This is a genomic window from Streptomyces sp. NPDC006879 (genome assembly GCF_042869595.1).
In the GTDB taxonomy this organism is placed as follows: domain Bacteria; phylum Actinomycetota; class Actinomycetes; order Streptomycetales; family Streptomycetaceae; genus Streptomyces.
In genome coordinates this window covers 14,701-29,946 of record NZ_JBIAGC010000026.1, presented here as the reverse complement: position 1 = coordinate 29,946, position 15,246 = coordinate 14,701, and the positions used below count along the sequence as shown (strand labels likewise).

At 70.8% G+C, this 15,246-nt stretch carries 12 protein-coding genes; 8 read left to right on the top strand and 4 right to left on the bottom strand.

The genetic code is table 11. From position 1 onward, the window contains the following. The first annotated feature begins 189 nt into the window (after window positions 1–189). The 4 genes from ACFYMC_RS19565 (at window position 190) to ACFYMC_RS19550 (ending at window position 3,565) form a co-directional block, all read left to right on the top strand. Entirely contained in the window at window positions 190–912 is a 723-nt protein-coding gene (locus tag ACFYMC_RS19565) for a YoaK family protein (protein WP_388526631.1), read from the top strand. A 306-nt stretch (window positions 913–1,218) separates the two neighbouring features. Further along, entirely contained in the window at window positions 1,219–1,854 is a 636-nt protein-coding gene (locus ACFYMC_RS19560) for a metal ABC transporter ATP-binding protein (RefSeq protein ID WP_388526628.1), read from the top strand. Further along, complete coding sequence (locus tag ACFYMC_RS19555) at window positions 1,854–2,738, top strand: metal ABC transporter permease (protein ID WP_388526625.1); 885 nt, start codon at window positions 1,854–1,856, stop codon at window positions 2,736–2,738. Before ACFYMC_RS19560 ends, ACFYMC_RS19555 begins: the two co-directional genes overlap by 1 nt. After that, window positions 2,687–3,565, top strand: coding sequence for a metal ABC transporter solute-binding protein, Zn/Mn family (locus ACFYMC_RS19550; protein ID WP_388526622.1), 879 nt, complete (start codon window positions 2,687–2,689; stop codon window positions 3,563–3,565). Before ACFYMC_RS19555 ends, ACFYMC_RS19550 begins: the two co-directional genes overlap by 52 nt. 187 nt (window positions 3,566–3,752) lie before the next feature. On the opposite strand, the gene ACFYMC_RS19545 is transcribed toward ACFYMC_RS19550, so the two are convergent. Together ACFYMC_RS19545 and ACFYMC_RS19540 are read right to left on the bottom strand one after the other, a co-directional pair. Then, the gene (locus ACFYMC_RS19545) at window positions 3,753–5,459 is read right to left on the bottom strand and encodes a class I adenylate-forming enzyme family protein (protein ID WP_388526619.1); all 1,707 of its coding nucleotides are present in this window, start codon (window positions 5,457–5,459) and stop codon (window positions 3,753–3,755) included. Then, window positions 5,456–7,360, bottom strand: coding sequence for a CoA transferase (locus tag ACFYMC_RS19540; RefSeq protein WP_388526616.1), 1,905 nt, complete (start codon window positions 7,358–7,360; stop codon window positions 5,456–5,458). The genes ACFYMC_RS19545 and ACFYMC_RS19540 overlap by 4 nt, the downstream gene beginning before the upstream one ends. A gap of 155 nt (window positions 7,361–7,515) precedes the next feature. Here ACFYMC_RS19540 and ACFYMC_RS19535 point away from each other — a divergent pair, with 155 nt between their 5' ends. Then, window positions 7,516–8,706: an acyl-CoA dehydrogenase family protein gene (locus tag ACFYMC_RS19535; protein WP_388526613.1), complete on the top strand. Its 1,191-nt coding sequence runs from the start codon at window positions 7,516–7,518 to the stop codon at window positions 8,704–8,706. A 95-nt stretch (window positions 8,707–8,801) separates the two neighbouring features. Here the strand turns inward: ACFYMC_RS19535 and ACFYMC_RS19530 are convergent, their stop codons facing one another. Together ACFYMC_RS19530 and ACFYMC_RS19525 are read right to left on the bottom strand one after the other, a co-directional pair. Further along, window positions 8,802–10,004, bottom strand: coding sequence for a sugar ABC transporter permease (locus ACFYMC_RS19530; RefSeq protein ID WP_388526610.1), 1,203 nt, complete (start codon window positions 10,002–10,004; stop codon window positions 8,802–8,804). Continuing rightward, a complete protein-coding gene (locus ACFYMC_RS19525) occupies window positions 10,001–11,209 on the bottom strand; it encodes an MFS transporter (RefSeq protein ID WP_388526767.1) in 1,209 nt (402 codons plus the stop codon). Before ACFYMC_RS19525 ends, ACFYMC_RS19530 begins: the two co-directional genes overlap by 4 nt. Before the next feature lie 247 nt (window positions 11,210–11,456). Here ACFYMC_RS19525 and ACFYMC_RS19520 point away from each other — a divergent pair, with 247 nt between their 5' ends. The 3 genes from ACFYMC_RS19520 (at window position 11,457) to ACFYMC_RS19510 (ending at window position 15,180) form a co-directional block, all read left to right on the top strand. Further along, the gene (locus tag ACFYMC_RS19520; protein ID WP_388526607.1) at window positions 11,457–12,110 is read left to right on the top strand and encodes a hypothetical protein; all 654 of its coding nucleotides are present in this window, start codon (window positions 11,457–11,459) and stop codon (window positions 12,108–12,110) included. 143 nt (window positions 12,111–12,253) lie between these two features. Beyond that, window positions 12,254–12,967, top strand: coding sequence for a sigma-70 family RNA polymerase sigma factor (locus ACFYMC_RS19515; RefSeq protein ID WP_388526604.1), 714 nt, complete (start codon window positions 12,254–12,256; stop codon window positions 12,965–12,967). Window positions 12,968–13,548: 581 nt separating this feature from the next. Continuing rightward, window positions 13,549–15,180 (top strand): glycosyltransferase family 2 protein, encoded by a 1,632-nt coding sequence (locus ACFYMC_RS19510; RefSeq protein WP_388526601.1) that lies wholly within the window; start codon window positions 13,549–13,551, stop codon window positions 15,178–15,180. Window positions 15,181–15,246: the final 66 nt, after the last annotated feature.

Below are 15,246 nucleotides of genomic sequence, written 5' to 3'. Positions count from 1 at the left end.
CTGCTGCGTCACTGCGTGCGGCGCCGGGCAGGGACAGGGAACACCTCTTTGGCCGCTCCGCGCCTCGGGTACCCCACGCCCGTGGTCGAGGACCGCAACGAACGGTCCCGCACCGATCTGTAATGACCACCAAGGACGGGGAAGCGATTCCCCCTCGGCTGGAGCCGAGCCTCGCCGCTAGGAAACACGATGGACTCACGGCTCGTCTCGCGGCTTCGCCAGTTGGCGGTGCGACTGTTCCCGGGCCAGGACCCGAAGGGGCAGCATGGAGTCCTCCCTCCGCTGCTCATCGCGCTGACCTTCGTCACCGGAGCGGTCGATGCCGTCAGCTTTCTCGGCCTGGACCACGTCTTCGTGGCCAATATGACGGGGAACGTCGTGCTCTTGGGTTTCGCCTTGGCCGGTGACCGCGAGCTGTCCGCCACCGCCTCTGCCTTGGCGGCTGCCTCCTTCGTCTGCGGCGCTGTGATCGGGGGCCGCTTCGTGGCCCACCGGTTCAACGAGCCGATGCGGTTGTTCACGACACTCGTCGCTGCCCACGCCGTCCTGGTGGGTGGCGCGATCGGCGCGGTGCTGGCGCAACTGCCCCGCTCCGCCGTCATCGTGCTACTGGCCGTGGGCATGGGGCTACAGAACGCCGTCGTCCGCAGACTCGCCGTGCCCGATCTGACCACCACCGTCCTGACGATGACCCTCACCGGGCTCGCCGCCGACCGTCCGGGGCCAGCGAGCGTGCGGCGACTGGCGGCCGTCGTCGCGATGTTCGCGGGCGCTCTCGTGGGTGGGCTCCTTCAGCTGCACCACGGCTCAACAGCGGCCCTGGTCTTGGCACTGGCCCTGTTGGCGGCAGTCGCCGGGGCGTCGGCCGCCTCCCACCCGCCCGGCCCCGCCCCCCACACAGCTCACGGCTGATCGCTTGGTCGACGCAGCTGGCTCGTCCCACCGCCCGACAGCGGCTCCCGCACTCGGCGCGGAGGCAGCGGAGCGAGCTGGGCGGAACTCGAAAGTCAGGTGTAGCAGTGCACGGTCACGGCTGACACTGCGGTGGCGCATATCGAGGAAATTGAGCGTACTCACCGGTGACTCCGGCCCCGAACAGGCACGGCCCGGGCGATGCCGATCCCGCCGCAGCCGACTGAACGCATTCCCGGGAACCAGTCCGCCCTTCCCTCCGACTACTGCAGCAGCAGGGCACATGGGGAAGGCGAAGGGCACGGAATGGGCGGGCTGGACATCAGGATGCGGGAGGTCGGCTGCCGGCACGGGCGGGTAGCGGCCGTGGCCGCCGTGGACCTGGAGATCGCAGCGGGCGAACGCGTGGCGCTGACCGGCACCAACGGCTCCGGAAAGACCACGCTCCTGCGGGCCGTGCTCGGTCTGCACCGTCAGACGAGCGGACGCATCACCGTCGGCGGGCGGGAGACCCGCACGGCGGCCGAATGGGCTTGGCGACGGCGCGCCTGCGCCTGGATCCCGCAGAAGCCGGCCACAGGCCGGTTCCCGTTGCTGGGAAGGGAACTACTCGCGAGTAGCGCCGCACCCCGGGAAGCGGGCGAGGCCGCTGCGAAACTCGGCGTGGGCGCACTGGTCTCCCGCCCCTTGCACACCCTCTCCGGCGGCCAGTTGCAGCGGATGTACCTGGCGCGCGCGATCGGCTGTGTGGCCGCCGGCGCACAGGTCCTCCTGGCCGACGAACCGACAGCCGCGCTCGACTTCGCCGGGCAGGAGGAGGCCGCGGACGTGCTCACCGCCCTTCCTGTCACCTTGGTCGTGGTCACCCACGACCGCGCGCTGGCCGGTCGGTGCGACCGCGTCCTGGAGATGGCGGCCGGCCGGCTTCGGGAGGTGCGGTAATGGACGCGCTCACATTGGCGAGCGCCGACATCGGCACGCTGCTCCAGCTCGTACCCGTCCAGCGGGCCGGCATCGCGCTCCTGCTGGCGGCGGTGGGTCTGCCGGTAATCGGTGTCGTCATCGTCGGCCTGGACATCATGCCGGTGCGTTTCGCGATGATGCACGTGGCCCTACTGGGCATTGCCATCGGCCTGCTGACCGGCCTGGACCCGATGCTCTGCGCGCTCGTCGCCTGCGCCCTCGCGGGAGCCGGCGTGGCTCCCCTCGCCCGAACCCCCGACGGGCTTTCCGGAGCCATGGGGCTGCTGATGAGTCTGGCGATCGCCGCCGCGCTGCTGATCCTCGCGGTCTCGGGCGTCAACGCATCCGGCGCCTTCGCCCTCCTTTGGGGTTCCATCCTGTCCGTCGGGACCGCCGACCTCGTGGTCCTCGCCGTCCTCGCCGTCACCGTACCGGCCCTCTTCTGGTGGCGCAGACGAGAGATCGGGCTGCTGCTCTACGACCGCGAGCTGGCGCTGACCTCGGGCGTGCCGGTGCGCGCCCTCACTCTGGTCCTGTTGGTCCTGGTGGCCGTTTCGGTGGCCGGTGCCATCAAGCTGACGGGCGCGCTGTTGGTCGACGCGCTGACGCTGCTGCCCGCGCTGGCGGCTCGCCGTCTGGGCACCTCCTTGAAGTCCATCACGCTGTGGGCGATGGCCATCGGCGTCACCGTCAACGTCGTGGGTTTCCTCATCGCCCTCTGGCGGGACTGGCCTCCTGGGCCCGTCCTCGTCCTCACCGCCGGGATCGCGGTCCTCGGCGTCCATCTCATCCCCGATCGGAGAATCACCTCATGGCGCGCATCCGTGCCGGCATCATCCGGATCCCTGCCCTCGTCGCACTGACCGGTTCACTGGCCCTCGGTGGGTTCGCCACCGGCTGCACCAAGGGCGACGCCTCGGCCGACGGGCACGAGGGCAACCACGAGAACGTACAGGCCGGGGCACAGGATCCGAAGGGCACCGGGCAGACCGGTGGGCGGAGCGACAAGAGCAAGCCCGTGGTCGTGGCCACCACCACCTGGGAGGGTGCCTTCGCGAAGGCTGCCGGCGCCGAGGACGTGCAGGTGATAGTCCCCCAGTCGGTCCACCACGCACCGGACTACGATCCGAAGCCTTCGGACCTCGCCGCCGTGGCCAAGGCCGACTTCGTGCTGTACGCGCCGTTCGAGCCCTACGCGGCGAAGATCAAGGAGGCTGCCGGCTCCAAGGCGAAACTGGTCGAGGTGAATCTGGACAACGGTGCCGCCAAGGTGGAGGCCGAAGTGGGCCGGCTGGGGGCGCTCTTCGGCACCCAGGAGGCTGCGTCCAAGTGGCAGGAGTCCTTCAAGGGTGAGTACGCCACGCTGTCCCAGGAGGTCAAGTCCGCCTGGCCGGGCGGAAAACGCCCGCAGGTGGTGGCTCAGCTCTTCACCGTCTGGTCAGCGGAGCTCGGGGGGTTCAACACGGTGGGCACCTACGGCCCCGAGGCCGTCACTCCGTCGCAGCTGGCGGAGCTCTCCACGAAGAAGCCCTCGCTGGTACTGGACAACGCCCACATGTCGACCGGAACGGTACTGCCCGGTTCCAAGGCCCGACAGATCGCCATCGTCAACTACCCGGACAACGACCTCGACCTGATGCCGGTGTTCCGCAACGCGGCGGCCGAGTTGAAGAAGGCTCTTGGCGGCTGAGGCCGCTCGCCGGTGGCTGGGCGGGTCCCGTCCGGCCACCGGCGACGCACGGGGAACCACGTGGACCTGTGCGTCCCGGTTGTTGGTGGCCCCGGCACCGCTCCCCAAGGGACGTGCCGCCAAGGCCTGTTGAACCGGCTGCGGACGGCACGCCCCTTCACGCGTTCCTACTCGGACGCGCTGTTCGTCAGCGCTGCGGGGCCACGAACCGCTGACGCAGGGCTGCGCGGTCGGGCTTGCCCGCGGGATTGAGGGGGAGTTCGCCGAGTACGACCAATCGCTCGGGGTGCTTGCGCTGCTCAAGTCCCTGCTCACCGAGGTGCGCGGTCAGCGCCTCCAGGGTCGGCGCCTCGCCGCCGCGGGGCACCACACAGGCGGCCAGGCGCTCGCCCATCAGCTCGTCCGGAACACCCAGACACACGACGTCTCGAACCAACGGATGTGCGGCCAGGGCCCGTTCGACCTCAGCCGGGCTGATGTTGGCACCACCACGGATGACGATGTCCTTGAGCCGGCCGACTACGTGCAAGGTCCCGCCCTCGTCCAGGTACCCGAGGTCGCCCGTGCGGACCCAGCCGCCGCGCGTGCGGTAGCGGGCATCGAGTTCGGGCGAGGCGACGTAGCACAGGGGCGTCATGGGCCCACGCGCGATGATCTCGCCGATGGTTCCGGCGGACACGGGTTCGGGTTCTTCGCCGTGATCGGCAACGGCAGCCCCATCCGCTGTGGATTCCCGGTGCGGGGCGGCGATCACGATGTCCGCCACCTTCGGGTCCGGACGGCCCGCCACGACTCCTGCGGCGCCGCCGACCTCTGCCCCGTCGGAGTCGAGCCCGCTATGGCAGTTGACGCCGTCGGCTGAGCCGTACAGGTTCACCACCGCACACCCGAAGGCCCGCCGGGCGTCCTTGGCCGTGGCCTCATCCAGCGCGGCGCCGCCAAGGACCACCGCGGTGGGCACTGGCAGCTCGCCGGCAAACCCGTCCGCCGTGGCCTGTGCCTCCAGCCGGTCCAGCATCATCCGCACCATCGTCGGCACCCCCAGGATGTGGGTGGGGGCGTGTTCGCGTACCGCGGCCAGGGCGTCCTCGGGGGTGAAGTGGTCGATGAGCACGAGCGTTCCGCCGTGCCTGGCCAGCGTGACCGCGGTTCCGTTGGAGCCGAAGGCGGAGGACAGCGGGACCAGGAAGAGGGCGCGCAGCGGAGTGTCCTCGGGCATGAGCGAGGCCAGGAAGTTGCCGCGGCCACCGGCGAGCGCGTTGTGCGAGTAGGCGACCATCTTCGGTTCGGCTTCGGAACCGGAGGAGACGAGGATGCGTGCCGCGCTGTCGGGATCGGGGCGCGCCGGGGTGAAGGCTGCCGGGTCCGAGCGGAGCAGGGAGGAAAGAGGGATCGTTCCTTCGGGTGCCGTTCCCGGCGAAGCCGCAATGACCTGTCGTAGGGCAGGGAGGTCCGGTGCGGATGCCAGGAGCTCTTCGGCGTGCCGGTTGCCGCGGTGCTCGACAGCGGCGATCACGGCAACGGCCTCGGAGCGCCTCAGTAGGCTCTCGGCTTCTGATCTGCCCCGACCAACCGGGAAGGGCAGGGCGATCGCGCCGAGCGCGGCCAGGGCCAGGTCGGCGATGACGGCGTTCCTCGAACTGGGGAGTTGCACACCCACCACGTCACCCTCGCCGATGCCCAGCCCGTGTAGTCCGGCCGCCAGGCAGCGCACCTTCCGATCGAGCGCGGTGTAGCACAGTTTGCCCTTGGCATCGATGACCGCGGTGCGGTGCGGGTCAGCGATCTGCCGAGCGCGGTAGAGGCTGTAGAGGTCCAGGTCCGGGCAGGTGCCGTCCGCTGCCCAGGAGCGGCGCAGTTCGACGGGCAGGAGATCGGTCAGTTCGACGGTCATGCGAAGCTCCATGGGTCGGGAACTACGGGGGCGCCGTGATCGTCACGGCCGATCTGGGACGAGGGGACGCGGGGCCCCGCGGCGTCGACCGGCGCGGCTGCGTCCGGTTCGACCGCGGCACGGGCACCGGCGGCTTGGGCCCCCCGGGGCGCGGGCTGTGGTGCAGCGTCCAGGAGTTGGCGCAGATCAGTGACCACGGGTACGGCCGTCACCCCCTGTGCGGCCAACAGCTCCAGCGCCTCGCCGGTGGGCAGCCGGTCGAGACCGTGCTCCGTAAGGGCCGGTGTACTCTCCTCGACCGGCGCGACCCAGCCGTCGGCGGTGCGTAGGGGGCGCCGGAAGCCAGCGGGACGACGGCCGAGCTCTCCCCGGCGAATGCGACCCAACGCGGGCGCGGTGAGCATCTCGGCGGCACCGAGCAAGGAGGAGTCCACCTGTACGCCCCGGCCGCCGGTCCGTACGGTCAGCAGGAGGCCGGCGAGGACCGCCTCGGCCCCCAGGAGACCGCCCAGTACATCGAGCAGGGTCATCAAGGAGGGTGCCGGGAGTTCGTCCGCGCACCGGGCGGCCTCGCCCAGCCCGGTGCGCGCCTGGACCATGAAGTCCGTACCCATGGGGGCGTCGGTGATCCGGTCGGCCCAACCACTGGTGTAGGCGTAGACCAAAGAGGGGTTGGCGAGTTGCAGGTCCGGGCGGTCCAAGCCCAGCGTTGCGGCCTTCCCGGGAGCCCAGTTGTGCAGGAAGACGTCCGCCTCGGCGGCCAGTTCCACGACCCTGCGCCGCCCGGCTTCGGTCTTGATGTCCGCTTCCACCGCTGACTTCCCCCGGTTCAGCGCGAGCCATCGCGCGGAGATTCCCGCACAGGTTGGTGGCATCCCACGCAACGGGTCCCCGCCTGGCGGCTCGATGCGGATCACCTCGGCGCCGAGCCTTCCCAACAGGTGCGCCACCAAAGGAGCTTGGATGCGACGCCCGGCCTCGATGACGGTCAGACCGGCCAGCGGGTGCCGGGCGGTGGGGTTCGCCGCAGACGCCGTGCGCTTCCGCACCGGACCGGTGAACGGACTTAGCGACCAGGGCGCTTGCCCCGGATCGTGTTCCACCGACCGCTCCGCCAGGGTACGCAGGGCACACACCTGCGCCCCGGACCTCTCGGCGGCTGCCCTGATCCGTGACCAGGTGTGCCGCGCGGTGAGCCCGTGGAGAGACTGCGGGAAGGGGGCGCAGGCTGTTGCATAGCGGAACTGGAAGGGACGCCAACCGGTACGCATCTCCTCCTTGTTCGCGCCCAGTTCGCGCCAGAAGGACGCCCAGGCCCCAGGGTCGAGGGTCTCCAGTTCGAACATCACGCCGTCGGTGGAGGTGAAAGGAGGACCCCCCGCGGCGAGCTCCACGGCCTCCGCCTCGTCGGCTCCAGCTGCTGCCAGGTACTGGGAGACGGCGAGCAGGGCCGCGCGCTCGGCGGTGCAGCTGACCTCGACGCTCGGACCGCCACGCAACTGGCCGATCAACGAAGCCAGCAGACCCTGGACCGAGAGCACCGCAGCGGCACTGGCGGCGTAGTCGACGGCGAGTCCGCGCGGCAGGCCGTCCCTGCGTCCGTGCACCGCCATGATGCCGGTCACTGCCTGAACGGCGGCTTCACCCGTCAGCCCCACACCCCACCCGAGTCGGGCATGGACGGGTTCGAACTCGGCTCCGCTCAAGGTCAGTCGGCAGCCTTCCGTCGTTCGACGGCCGGAGGTTGCCGCAGTTGCTCCGAGCAGACGCAGGTGGGTCACTACTGGATCCACCAACTCCGGTTGCCCGCTGTATTCGAGGTGCACTCCTGCGAGGGGTTGGTCGACTCCGTCGTGGATTCGGACCGTCGAGTGGCTGGTGGTGGCGACTGGTGACGCCATGCCTCTCCTCTCCTGGCGTGGTCGGCGATCGGCCGGCGCGCGAAAAGCGTGTGGTCTCGGGAACCCCGGGGCGTGCGCACCCGACCAGTTCCACAGACAGACAGTCGGACTGCTGTTCCCCGAAGTTCCCGACGAAGCAGGAGGAATGACGAAAAGTGGCGGCGACAGAACCCGCCGGGGCCAAGGCTCCCGCAACCCTCGGAACCCCCCGGTGCCCAGCCCCCGTCCAGGAGTTGCGCGATCGCGTCAGCGACTTCGTACACGAGCGGGTGCAGCCGGCGGAGCGGCTGCTGGACGCGGGAGGAGCGCCGGCCACAGCCGCCTGGTCCCACCTGCGCAGGGCGGCTCTGGAGGCCGGCCTGTGGGCGATGCCGCTACCCGTCGAACTGGGCGGACAGGGGCTGCCCCTCGACCTCTACGCCCATCTGGCCGAGGCCGAGGGGGCGAGCGACCACGGCGCTTCGGCGCTCGGCTCGGCCCCGCTGCTGGACGTGCGGATGTTGCGAAACCACGCCCGTCCCGAGGTGCAGGAACGGGTTCTACGGGGCCTGGTTCACGGAGAGCTGCACTGCGCGTACGCGATGACCGAGCCCGGCGTACCGGGCACCGAACCGCTATCGACCACCACGAGGGCTCACCAGGAAAACAACGGGACCTGGGTGGTCACCGGCCGCAAATGGTTCACCACCGGCGCCGCAGAAGCGGACTTCGTCACGGTCCTGGCCCGTACGGACGGCAAGGAAGAAGACCGCCACGGCCTCTCGCTCCTGCTCGTCCCCACCACCTCCCCGGGGTTCCGCCTGGTGCGCGAGCTCCCGGTGCTCGGTGCCGCGGGGCAGTGGGAGTTCGCACTCGACGGGGTTCGCGTACCAGACTCGCACCTGGTGGGTCCCCGCGGTGACGCACTGTCCGTGGCCGCCGAACGGCTCCAGCTGGGCCGGACGCTGCGGTGCCTACGGTGGCTGGGCCAGGCACGCAGGGCCTTCGATCTGATGTGCGCAAGAGCTGCCGGCCGGGGGCGTCTCGCCGATCGGCAACTGGTGCAGCAGCACGTGTTCGAGTCACTGCTGGCCCTGCGCAGTTGCCGGCCACTGGTCTACGAGGCGGTGTCAGCGCTCTCGGCCGGAGAGGACGCCCACGTGGAGACGGGCCTGGCCAAGGTCGCGGCGGCCCGGACCCTACACCAGATCGCCGACGCCGCCATCCAGGTCCACGGCGCCGCCGGCCTCGGGCCCGATACGCCCTTGCCCGCCCTCCTGCGCACGGGGCGGGCTGCCCGCATCCTGGACGGACCGGACGAGCTCCACATCACCTCCGTGGCCAAGCGGGTGCTGCGCACCTACTGAACAGGGCCTCGACGACAGGCGGACACCGAAGTCCCCTGACGGCGGCAGGGGCACACGATGGCTGCGAGAACGATCCCCGAAGCGCGCTGGGACCTTCACAGGGCGCGGAGGTCCACCAGGCCGCACAGGGAGGCCAGGCCAAGCGCGAGGAAGAAGTTCCCCCACACGAGTTCGTGACGTACCGCCAGGTCCCCGGCGAGGTCGTAGCAGCCGTCGAGCAGACGCCCTCGCACGCAGTGCCGGCGTACCAAGTGAGCCAGAACTGCCACACCTCGCTCGTGGTGTGCGGCGGCCCCGGGCCGGTCGAACGCCGCGAGCTTGAGCAGGGCGACCGCGGTGATCGCCGCGGCGGAGGTGTCGGCGGGAGCCTGGGCGCAGCCCAACACGGCGGGCGGCACCAGGGGTCCGCCCGGGTGCCCGAGGGCCCCAATCAGCAGCGCTGCCGTCGACATGAGGACAGCGGCCTCGCCGGCCGTGGCCCCGGCAGCGCAGGACGGCCGACCTGCTTCCTCGGAGCCTGAAGTGCGGCCAGGAGTGAGCGGGAGGCGTTCGCCGCCTTCGGCCACTACGAGCGCATCGACCACCGCGAGCAACAACCAGGCCGTGCCACGGCTCCAACCGGGTCGCGGTTCACCGATGGCGACCCACCCGCGCTCCGCCCCGCCTCCCGGGGGCGTCAGGAACTGCCAGGCGGAAGGACGCGCCCTCGTTGTCGATCCGTCCACATCAGCCGACCACAGGGCGCAGTGGCGCAGCAGATGACCCCGGGCCGCGCGCGCCCCGCCCTCCCCCAAGGGAGCCAGGAGCTGCTGTACTCCTGGTACCGCATCCAGTCGGGCTACCCACCGCGGCCCGCCGAACGCCGTTCCCCAAGGGACCATTTCGAGCTGTGGCTCGAAGGAGGACAGCAGGGTCCGCGCTGCCCGGGTGCGCATCGCGGCCACCTCGTCGGCCCCGCCGGCCAGGGCCGTCCCGTACCAGAAGATCAAGCCGCGGGCCGCCGTGTCCGCATCCGTCCAGACGGCGAGGCGGCTCGTGCAGTCAAGAGCGTTCGCGCGGTCTTCGGGATCACCGCTGCGCAGGGCCATGAGCCACAACAGCCCCGCCCAGGTGCCTCCGGTCCACGAACCGCGACCGGTGGTCTTCCACCGCCCCGTCTCAGGGTCGGCGAACAGGGGGTAGCGCGGCCCGACTTCCCGTTGGGTCTCGCGGGCTCTGGCCAGCACCTGGTCCAACTCCCGCTGTGCCCAGCGGGAGAGCGGAGACGGCCCAGCGGGCACCGGTCCTCGCGCGCTCACGCACCGGCTCCGCGGTGACGATCGCGGTACGCCCACAGCAGCGCGACCACACCGGCCGCCGCGAACTCGACGGCGACCAGCAGCCAACCGGCACCGTACCGGCCGGAAGCGGCGAGCAGGCCGAACACCGGAGGACCGAAGGCGAAGCCTGCGAAGAATCCGGCCGAGACCAGGGCGGAGTCCTGCCCTGCCCGGGCGGCGCCAGCCCGCTGCATGACCAGCACCATCGACACCGCGTTGCCGGACACCGCGAACACCCCGACCGCCACCGCAGCCGGCCACGCCAGGGCATGTACGTCCTGCGCCGCGAACAAGAGCACCGCCGCGCCCACGGACCCCGCCGCGAGGATGCCCGGCAGCCACTCAGCTCGCCCCGGTCGGGCTGCCTTGGACCACCCCACCCGCCCGACGATGCCGGCCACGCCGAGCACCGCGACCAGCGCGCCGGCTGCCGTCGGCCCGAGGTCCAAGCGATCCGTGCCGAAGAGCGCCAGATAGGTGTTGACCGAGGAGATTCCACAACCGAGCAAGAGGGAGAAGCCGGCGAGCCAGGCGATCGTGCCGCGCGGCACGAGGGTGGGGCGAGCAGAGGGGGGCGGGCCCGGCGCGGGGTCAGCCGGGAGCGCCCGCCCGGCCCACAGCGCGACCGCGACGGCCGGGAGCGCGGCCGTCCACAACGCTGCGCGCCAACCGATTCCGGCCGCCAGGGCCGTCAGGGGCAAACCAGCGGCGAAGGCACCCAGTTGCACGCCGGACTGCTTCACCCCCGTCACCGGCCCCCGGCGAGGGCCCGGGACTACGGCCAGGATCGCCTTGTTGGTGGCCGGGTTGGCCAGGGCCTGCGGAAGACCGCCCAGGGCGACGGCGAACAGCAGGAATCCCGCTCCGGGCGCGGCTCCGATCAGCGCGAGCGCTGCCGCCGAGACGAGCAGCAGCAGCACCAGAGCCCGTCGCGGGCCGATCCGGTCCACCAACCGGCCGCCGGCCGGAGACAGCAGAGCTGCTGTGCCGAAACCGATGGTGGTGGTCAGGCCCAACACCGTGGGAGACAGACCCAGATCATCGACGAGCCGTGGCCCAAGGGCGCCCAGGAGGAACAGTTGCAGCATGGAGTAGGCCATGGCACTGGTGAGCAGCGCCGTGAGTGCTCGGTCCCGACCGGGTTCCGTCACGCCCTTGGGCGCCGGCGAACCGGTGCCGGCCATCGGTGCCGCTCGGTGCTCCGCTGCCAACGAACTCATCCTTCCCGCCGTGTTCAGTGCTCTTTGGTCTCTGCAGGGGTCGGATCCGCGCGAGGACCAGTTCCCCCGAAGGGCTGTGTCACCGGTCACAGTCGATGGACTTTGGTATGTGCAACACAAGTTTGTGGAGGCTCAGTTGACGCTCTAGTCACGGATGCGAGGATGGGGCGCCATGATGGCGGGTCGGGGTTGTCGCGCGTTGAGGGCTGCGGTGTTCGCAGCCCTGTGTGTGCTGCTCGCGGCCCTGGGACACGTTCTGATGTCCGATCAGGGGGTGCCGTGGTGGTCGTTGTCCGCTGGCTTCGTCCTCACCTATGGAGCGGCGTGGGCGCTGGCTTCCTGTGAGCGTGGCATGGCAGCGGTCACAGGCGCCGCGGTCGGTGCACAGACCCTGTTGCACATCGGGTTCACCTGGGCGCAGGCTTCGCCGGGCACGGATCCCTACGGGGCGGGCACCAGGCACGCCATGCACCAGGTGCACGGAGCGCACGCAGCTTCCGTCGCGCCGGCCGTTCATGAGCAGATGGCGAACGGCACCGAAGTACTCCACACTGCAATGTCACCGATGACGGGTGCCCATGACATGGGTCTCCTCCCACCCCCCGGCATGCTCAGCGCCCACCTCCTCGCGGCGCTGCTGTGCGGCTTGTGGCTCGGCCACGGGGAACGCGCCACGTTCCGCCTCCTGCGGGCGCTCGCCGGATGGCTCTTCGCCCCTCTTCGCCAACTGCTCCGTCGGGCCCTGAACCCCGGGCACCAGCAACTGCGACCCCGCATCGGCCACCGCGCCGATGCGCCCAAGCGTCTCCTGCTCGTCTACAGCCTCACTTCGCGAGGTCCACCGGTGGGTACAGCTGTCCTTTGACAGCCGGCTCCCCGGGGACGCGATCCGACGCACCCCGGGCATCGGACCACTCCACGAGTGGCCTGTACCCACCTTTCACCGGTCCCGGACGCCCCGCCCAGCTGCGCGCGGCCCGGGCCCGTCTTCGAGAAGGACACCTGGCGATGACCACTGCCCTGCCTTCGCGCCTCACACCCCACGGTACCGATCGCCGCACCCACACCGCGGGGCTGCGCCGAATACCGACCGACACCGCCCGCGCCGGCATCACACGAACCCCGACTCCTCGTTCCGCCGCCCGGGAGTCAGCCGACGAGTCAGCGACCCGACTGGCCCTCGCCGCCCGTGACGGGGACCCGGACGCCGTGGAGGGGTTCGTGCGCGCCCTACAACGTGACGTATGGCGGTACGTCGCACACCTGTCCGCGGACCCTCAGTCCGCAGACGACCTGTCCCAGGACACCTTCCTGCGCGCCCTGGGTAGCCTGCACCGCTTCGAGGGCCGCTCCTCGGCGCGGACCTGGCTCCTTTCCATCGCCCGCCGCACGGTGGTCGACAGCCTCCGCTACAACGCCGCCCGTCCCCGCCTCTCCGACCGCGATGACTGGCAGAGTGCGGCGGAGCAGGCCCAGCCACAAGGGCTTCCCGGGTTCGAGGACGGAATCGCCCTCGCCGAACTGCTCGCCGCCATTCCCGCCGAGCGGCGCGAGGCCTTCGTCCTCACCCAACTGGTAGGGCTTCCGTACGCCGAGGCCGCCCTGGCGGGCGGCATCCCGGTCGGGACCGTGCGCTCCAGGGTGGCACGGGCCCGTAGCACGCTGATGCAGTTGATCGCGGACTCCGAAGAGGCCCGACAGAGCCTGCCCCTGGCCGGCTGAGCCCACCGGGGCCGGGCCACGGCGCGGGCCAGGCCCGGCCCCCACCGGCTCTGCCGTGCGGTCGCGCCGGTGCGTGACCGCGACACCGCAAGGAGCAGTCCCACGAGGCACCCGCCCTTCGTCACATGTCGCCGAGCCGGGCCAGGTCTGTCCCGTCCCCCTTGGACCAGTGCGGCGTCGGATGCGGTGCGTCGGACGGTGGAGGACCGCCCCCGTACGGAGCGCGCTGCGGTGATCCGACAACGTGGCGAGTGCCGCAGCGGCCCCCCTGGACCCGTCGGGGTCCCGGTCGAGCCGCTCGGGACACCCCTTTGGCGGTGGGCCGACGGCGACGACGAGCACGGGCCCCTCGACACGGTGGGGTGACACGCCGGGCCCCGGGGGGAACCAATGACCCATGCACCTCATCTCTACCGGTAGGGAGGTCCACTCGGGACACGGTCTGGGGCCGTGCTCGCAGGCGCGGATCGCCAAAGCCCTCGGTACACCCGGCCGAGGGCTGTGCCCCGTTAAGGTGTTGGCCTCCCGACAGTCGAACTGAAAGGCTCTCGGTGAACTCCCCGACTCCCAGCCCGGTGCTCGTGTCCGTGATCGTCCCGGTGCACAACGCCATGCCCTACCTGGAGCGGACCCTTGAGTCCTTGTACGTCCAGACCCTGGGCAGGGACGCGTTGGAGGTCATCGCCGTCGACGACGGCAGTACGGACGGCAGCGGCGATCTCCTCGACCACTGGACCACCCGGCCCTGGCGCATGACCGTCCTTCACCAAAAGGCCTCCGGTGGCCCGAGCCGGCCGCGGAACGCCGGACTGGACCTGGCGACGGGCCGCTACGTCTTCTTCGTGGACGCCGACGACTGTCTGGGGCCGCAGGCTCTGGAGCGACTGGTGGCGATGGCCGAGCGCAACGACTCGGACACGGTGCTCGCCAAGCTGGTGGGGGTCGGGAGGCAGGTACCCAAGGCGGTCTTCGCGAAGGACGTGGACCGGGCGGAGCTGGCCAGCGACGTCTACTTCACCTTGATGCCGTTCAAGCTCTTCCGTCGCGATCTGATCGAAAGGCATGCGATCCGCTTTCCGGAACACATGCGCATCAGTGAGGACCAACACTTCGTCGCCCGCGCCTATCTGCACAGCCGCAGGATCTCCGTGGTCGGCGACTACGACTGCTACTACGTCGTGAAGCGTGCCGACGACGGCAACATCACCTCCACTTCCCTGGACTACTCCAAGGTCGTCGAACAGGCCGCCGAGATGGTCGGCTTGGTCACCGATCTCACCGAACCAGGTCCTGTACGCACTCATCTGATCTACCGTCATGTCCGCGTTGAGCTGCTGCGCCGCTTCGACCGCCGCTTCGTCGAGGCCGACGCCGCCACCCGCGCCGAGTGGGTGGAGCTCGCGCGTCCGTACGCCCGCCAGTGGGTCACCCCCGAGGTCATGGCCAAGCTGGACGTAGCCGCGCGACTGCGGGTGCACTGCCTGCGGGAGGGCCACGTCGACGCACTGGTGGAGATCGTCAGGTGGGACCTCGCAGGCCGGCCGGGCCGGGCCACCGTACGCGACGGCCGGCTGTACGCCACTGTCCCCTGGCCGGCATCGGGCCACTCGGGGCAACTACCGCTGGATCTTTGCGATATCACCGGGGAAATGGCCAGGAACAGCCCGCGCAGGCGGCTGGAACTGCTCAGCGAAGAGGGCACCCGGATCAAACTCGCGGGGTACGCCTACCTCGACCAGGTGGACACCGACAAGCTGACGACGGAGATCACCTTGCGACGGCGGGGCACTCAGGAGGTCCTCACCGTCGCCGCCGGACAGACTCCGACGCCGCACCTGACGGCGGCCCGCGGCAAGGAGCGCTACGACTACGGGCGGGCCGGCTTTGAGGCAGTCATCGACCTCGCCACGGTCAACGGCGGGGCGCCCTTGCCCTGCGGGATCTGGGAGGTGGGCATCAGCGCGACCGCCCGCGGGCTGACTGCGACGGGACGGCTCGGAGCGGCCCGCACCAGGGAAGTGGCGGTTCAGGGCCGGCCCCGGCCGCTCCCCCTCGGTCCCGACGCACGGCCCGTGCCGGTGGGTACGGAGTTCGACGCCGGAAACAACCTCGTGGTGCGGGTCGAGCCGACCCCCGTGCCCGCCCCGAAGGGGCCCATACGCGGCATGGCGCAGCGGATCGCCCACCGTGTGCAGGCGGGGCGCGCCACTTAGGGGCTGGCCGGGATGCCTCCCGGGGCCGGGGTCGCGGGAGGGCGCGAAGTGCTCCGCCGGGCGCCG

Coding starts and splice junctions, on each gene's coding strand:
- ACFYMC_RS19515 (WP_388526604.1), top strand. CDS start 12,254: ATGACCACTGCCCTGCCTTCGCGCCTCACACCCCACGGTACCGATCGC.
- ACFYMC_RS19545 (WP_388526619.1), bottom strand. CDS start 5,459: ATGACCGTCGAACTGACCGATCTCCTGCCCGTCGAACTGCGCCGCTCC.
- ACFYMC_RS19525 (WP_388526767.1), bottom strand. CDS start 11,209: ATGGCCGGCACCGGTTCGCCGGCGCCCAAGGGCGTGACGGAACCCGGT.
- ACFYMC_RS19540 (WP_388526616.1), bottom strand. CDS start 7,360: ATGGCGTCACCAGTCGCCACCACCAGCCACTCGACGGTCCGAATCCAC.
- ACFYMC_RS19550 (WP_388526622.1), top strand. CDS start 2,687: ATGGCGCGCATCCGTGCCGGCATCATCCGGATCCCTGCCCTCGTCGCA.
- ACFYMC_RS19555 (WP_388526625.1), top strand. CDS start 1,854: ATGGACGCGCTCACATTGGCGAGCGCCGACATCGGCACGCTGCTCCAG.
- ACFYMC_RS19565 (WP_388526631.1), top strand. CDS start 190: ATGGACTCACGGCTCGTCTCGCGGCTTCGCCAGTTGGCGGTGCGACTG.
- ACFYMC_RS19560 (WP_388526628.1), top strand. CDS start 1,219: ATGGGCGGGCTGGACATCAGGATGCGGGAGGTCGGCTGCCGGCACGGG.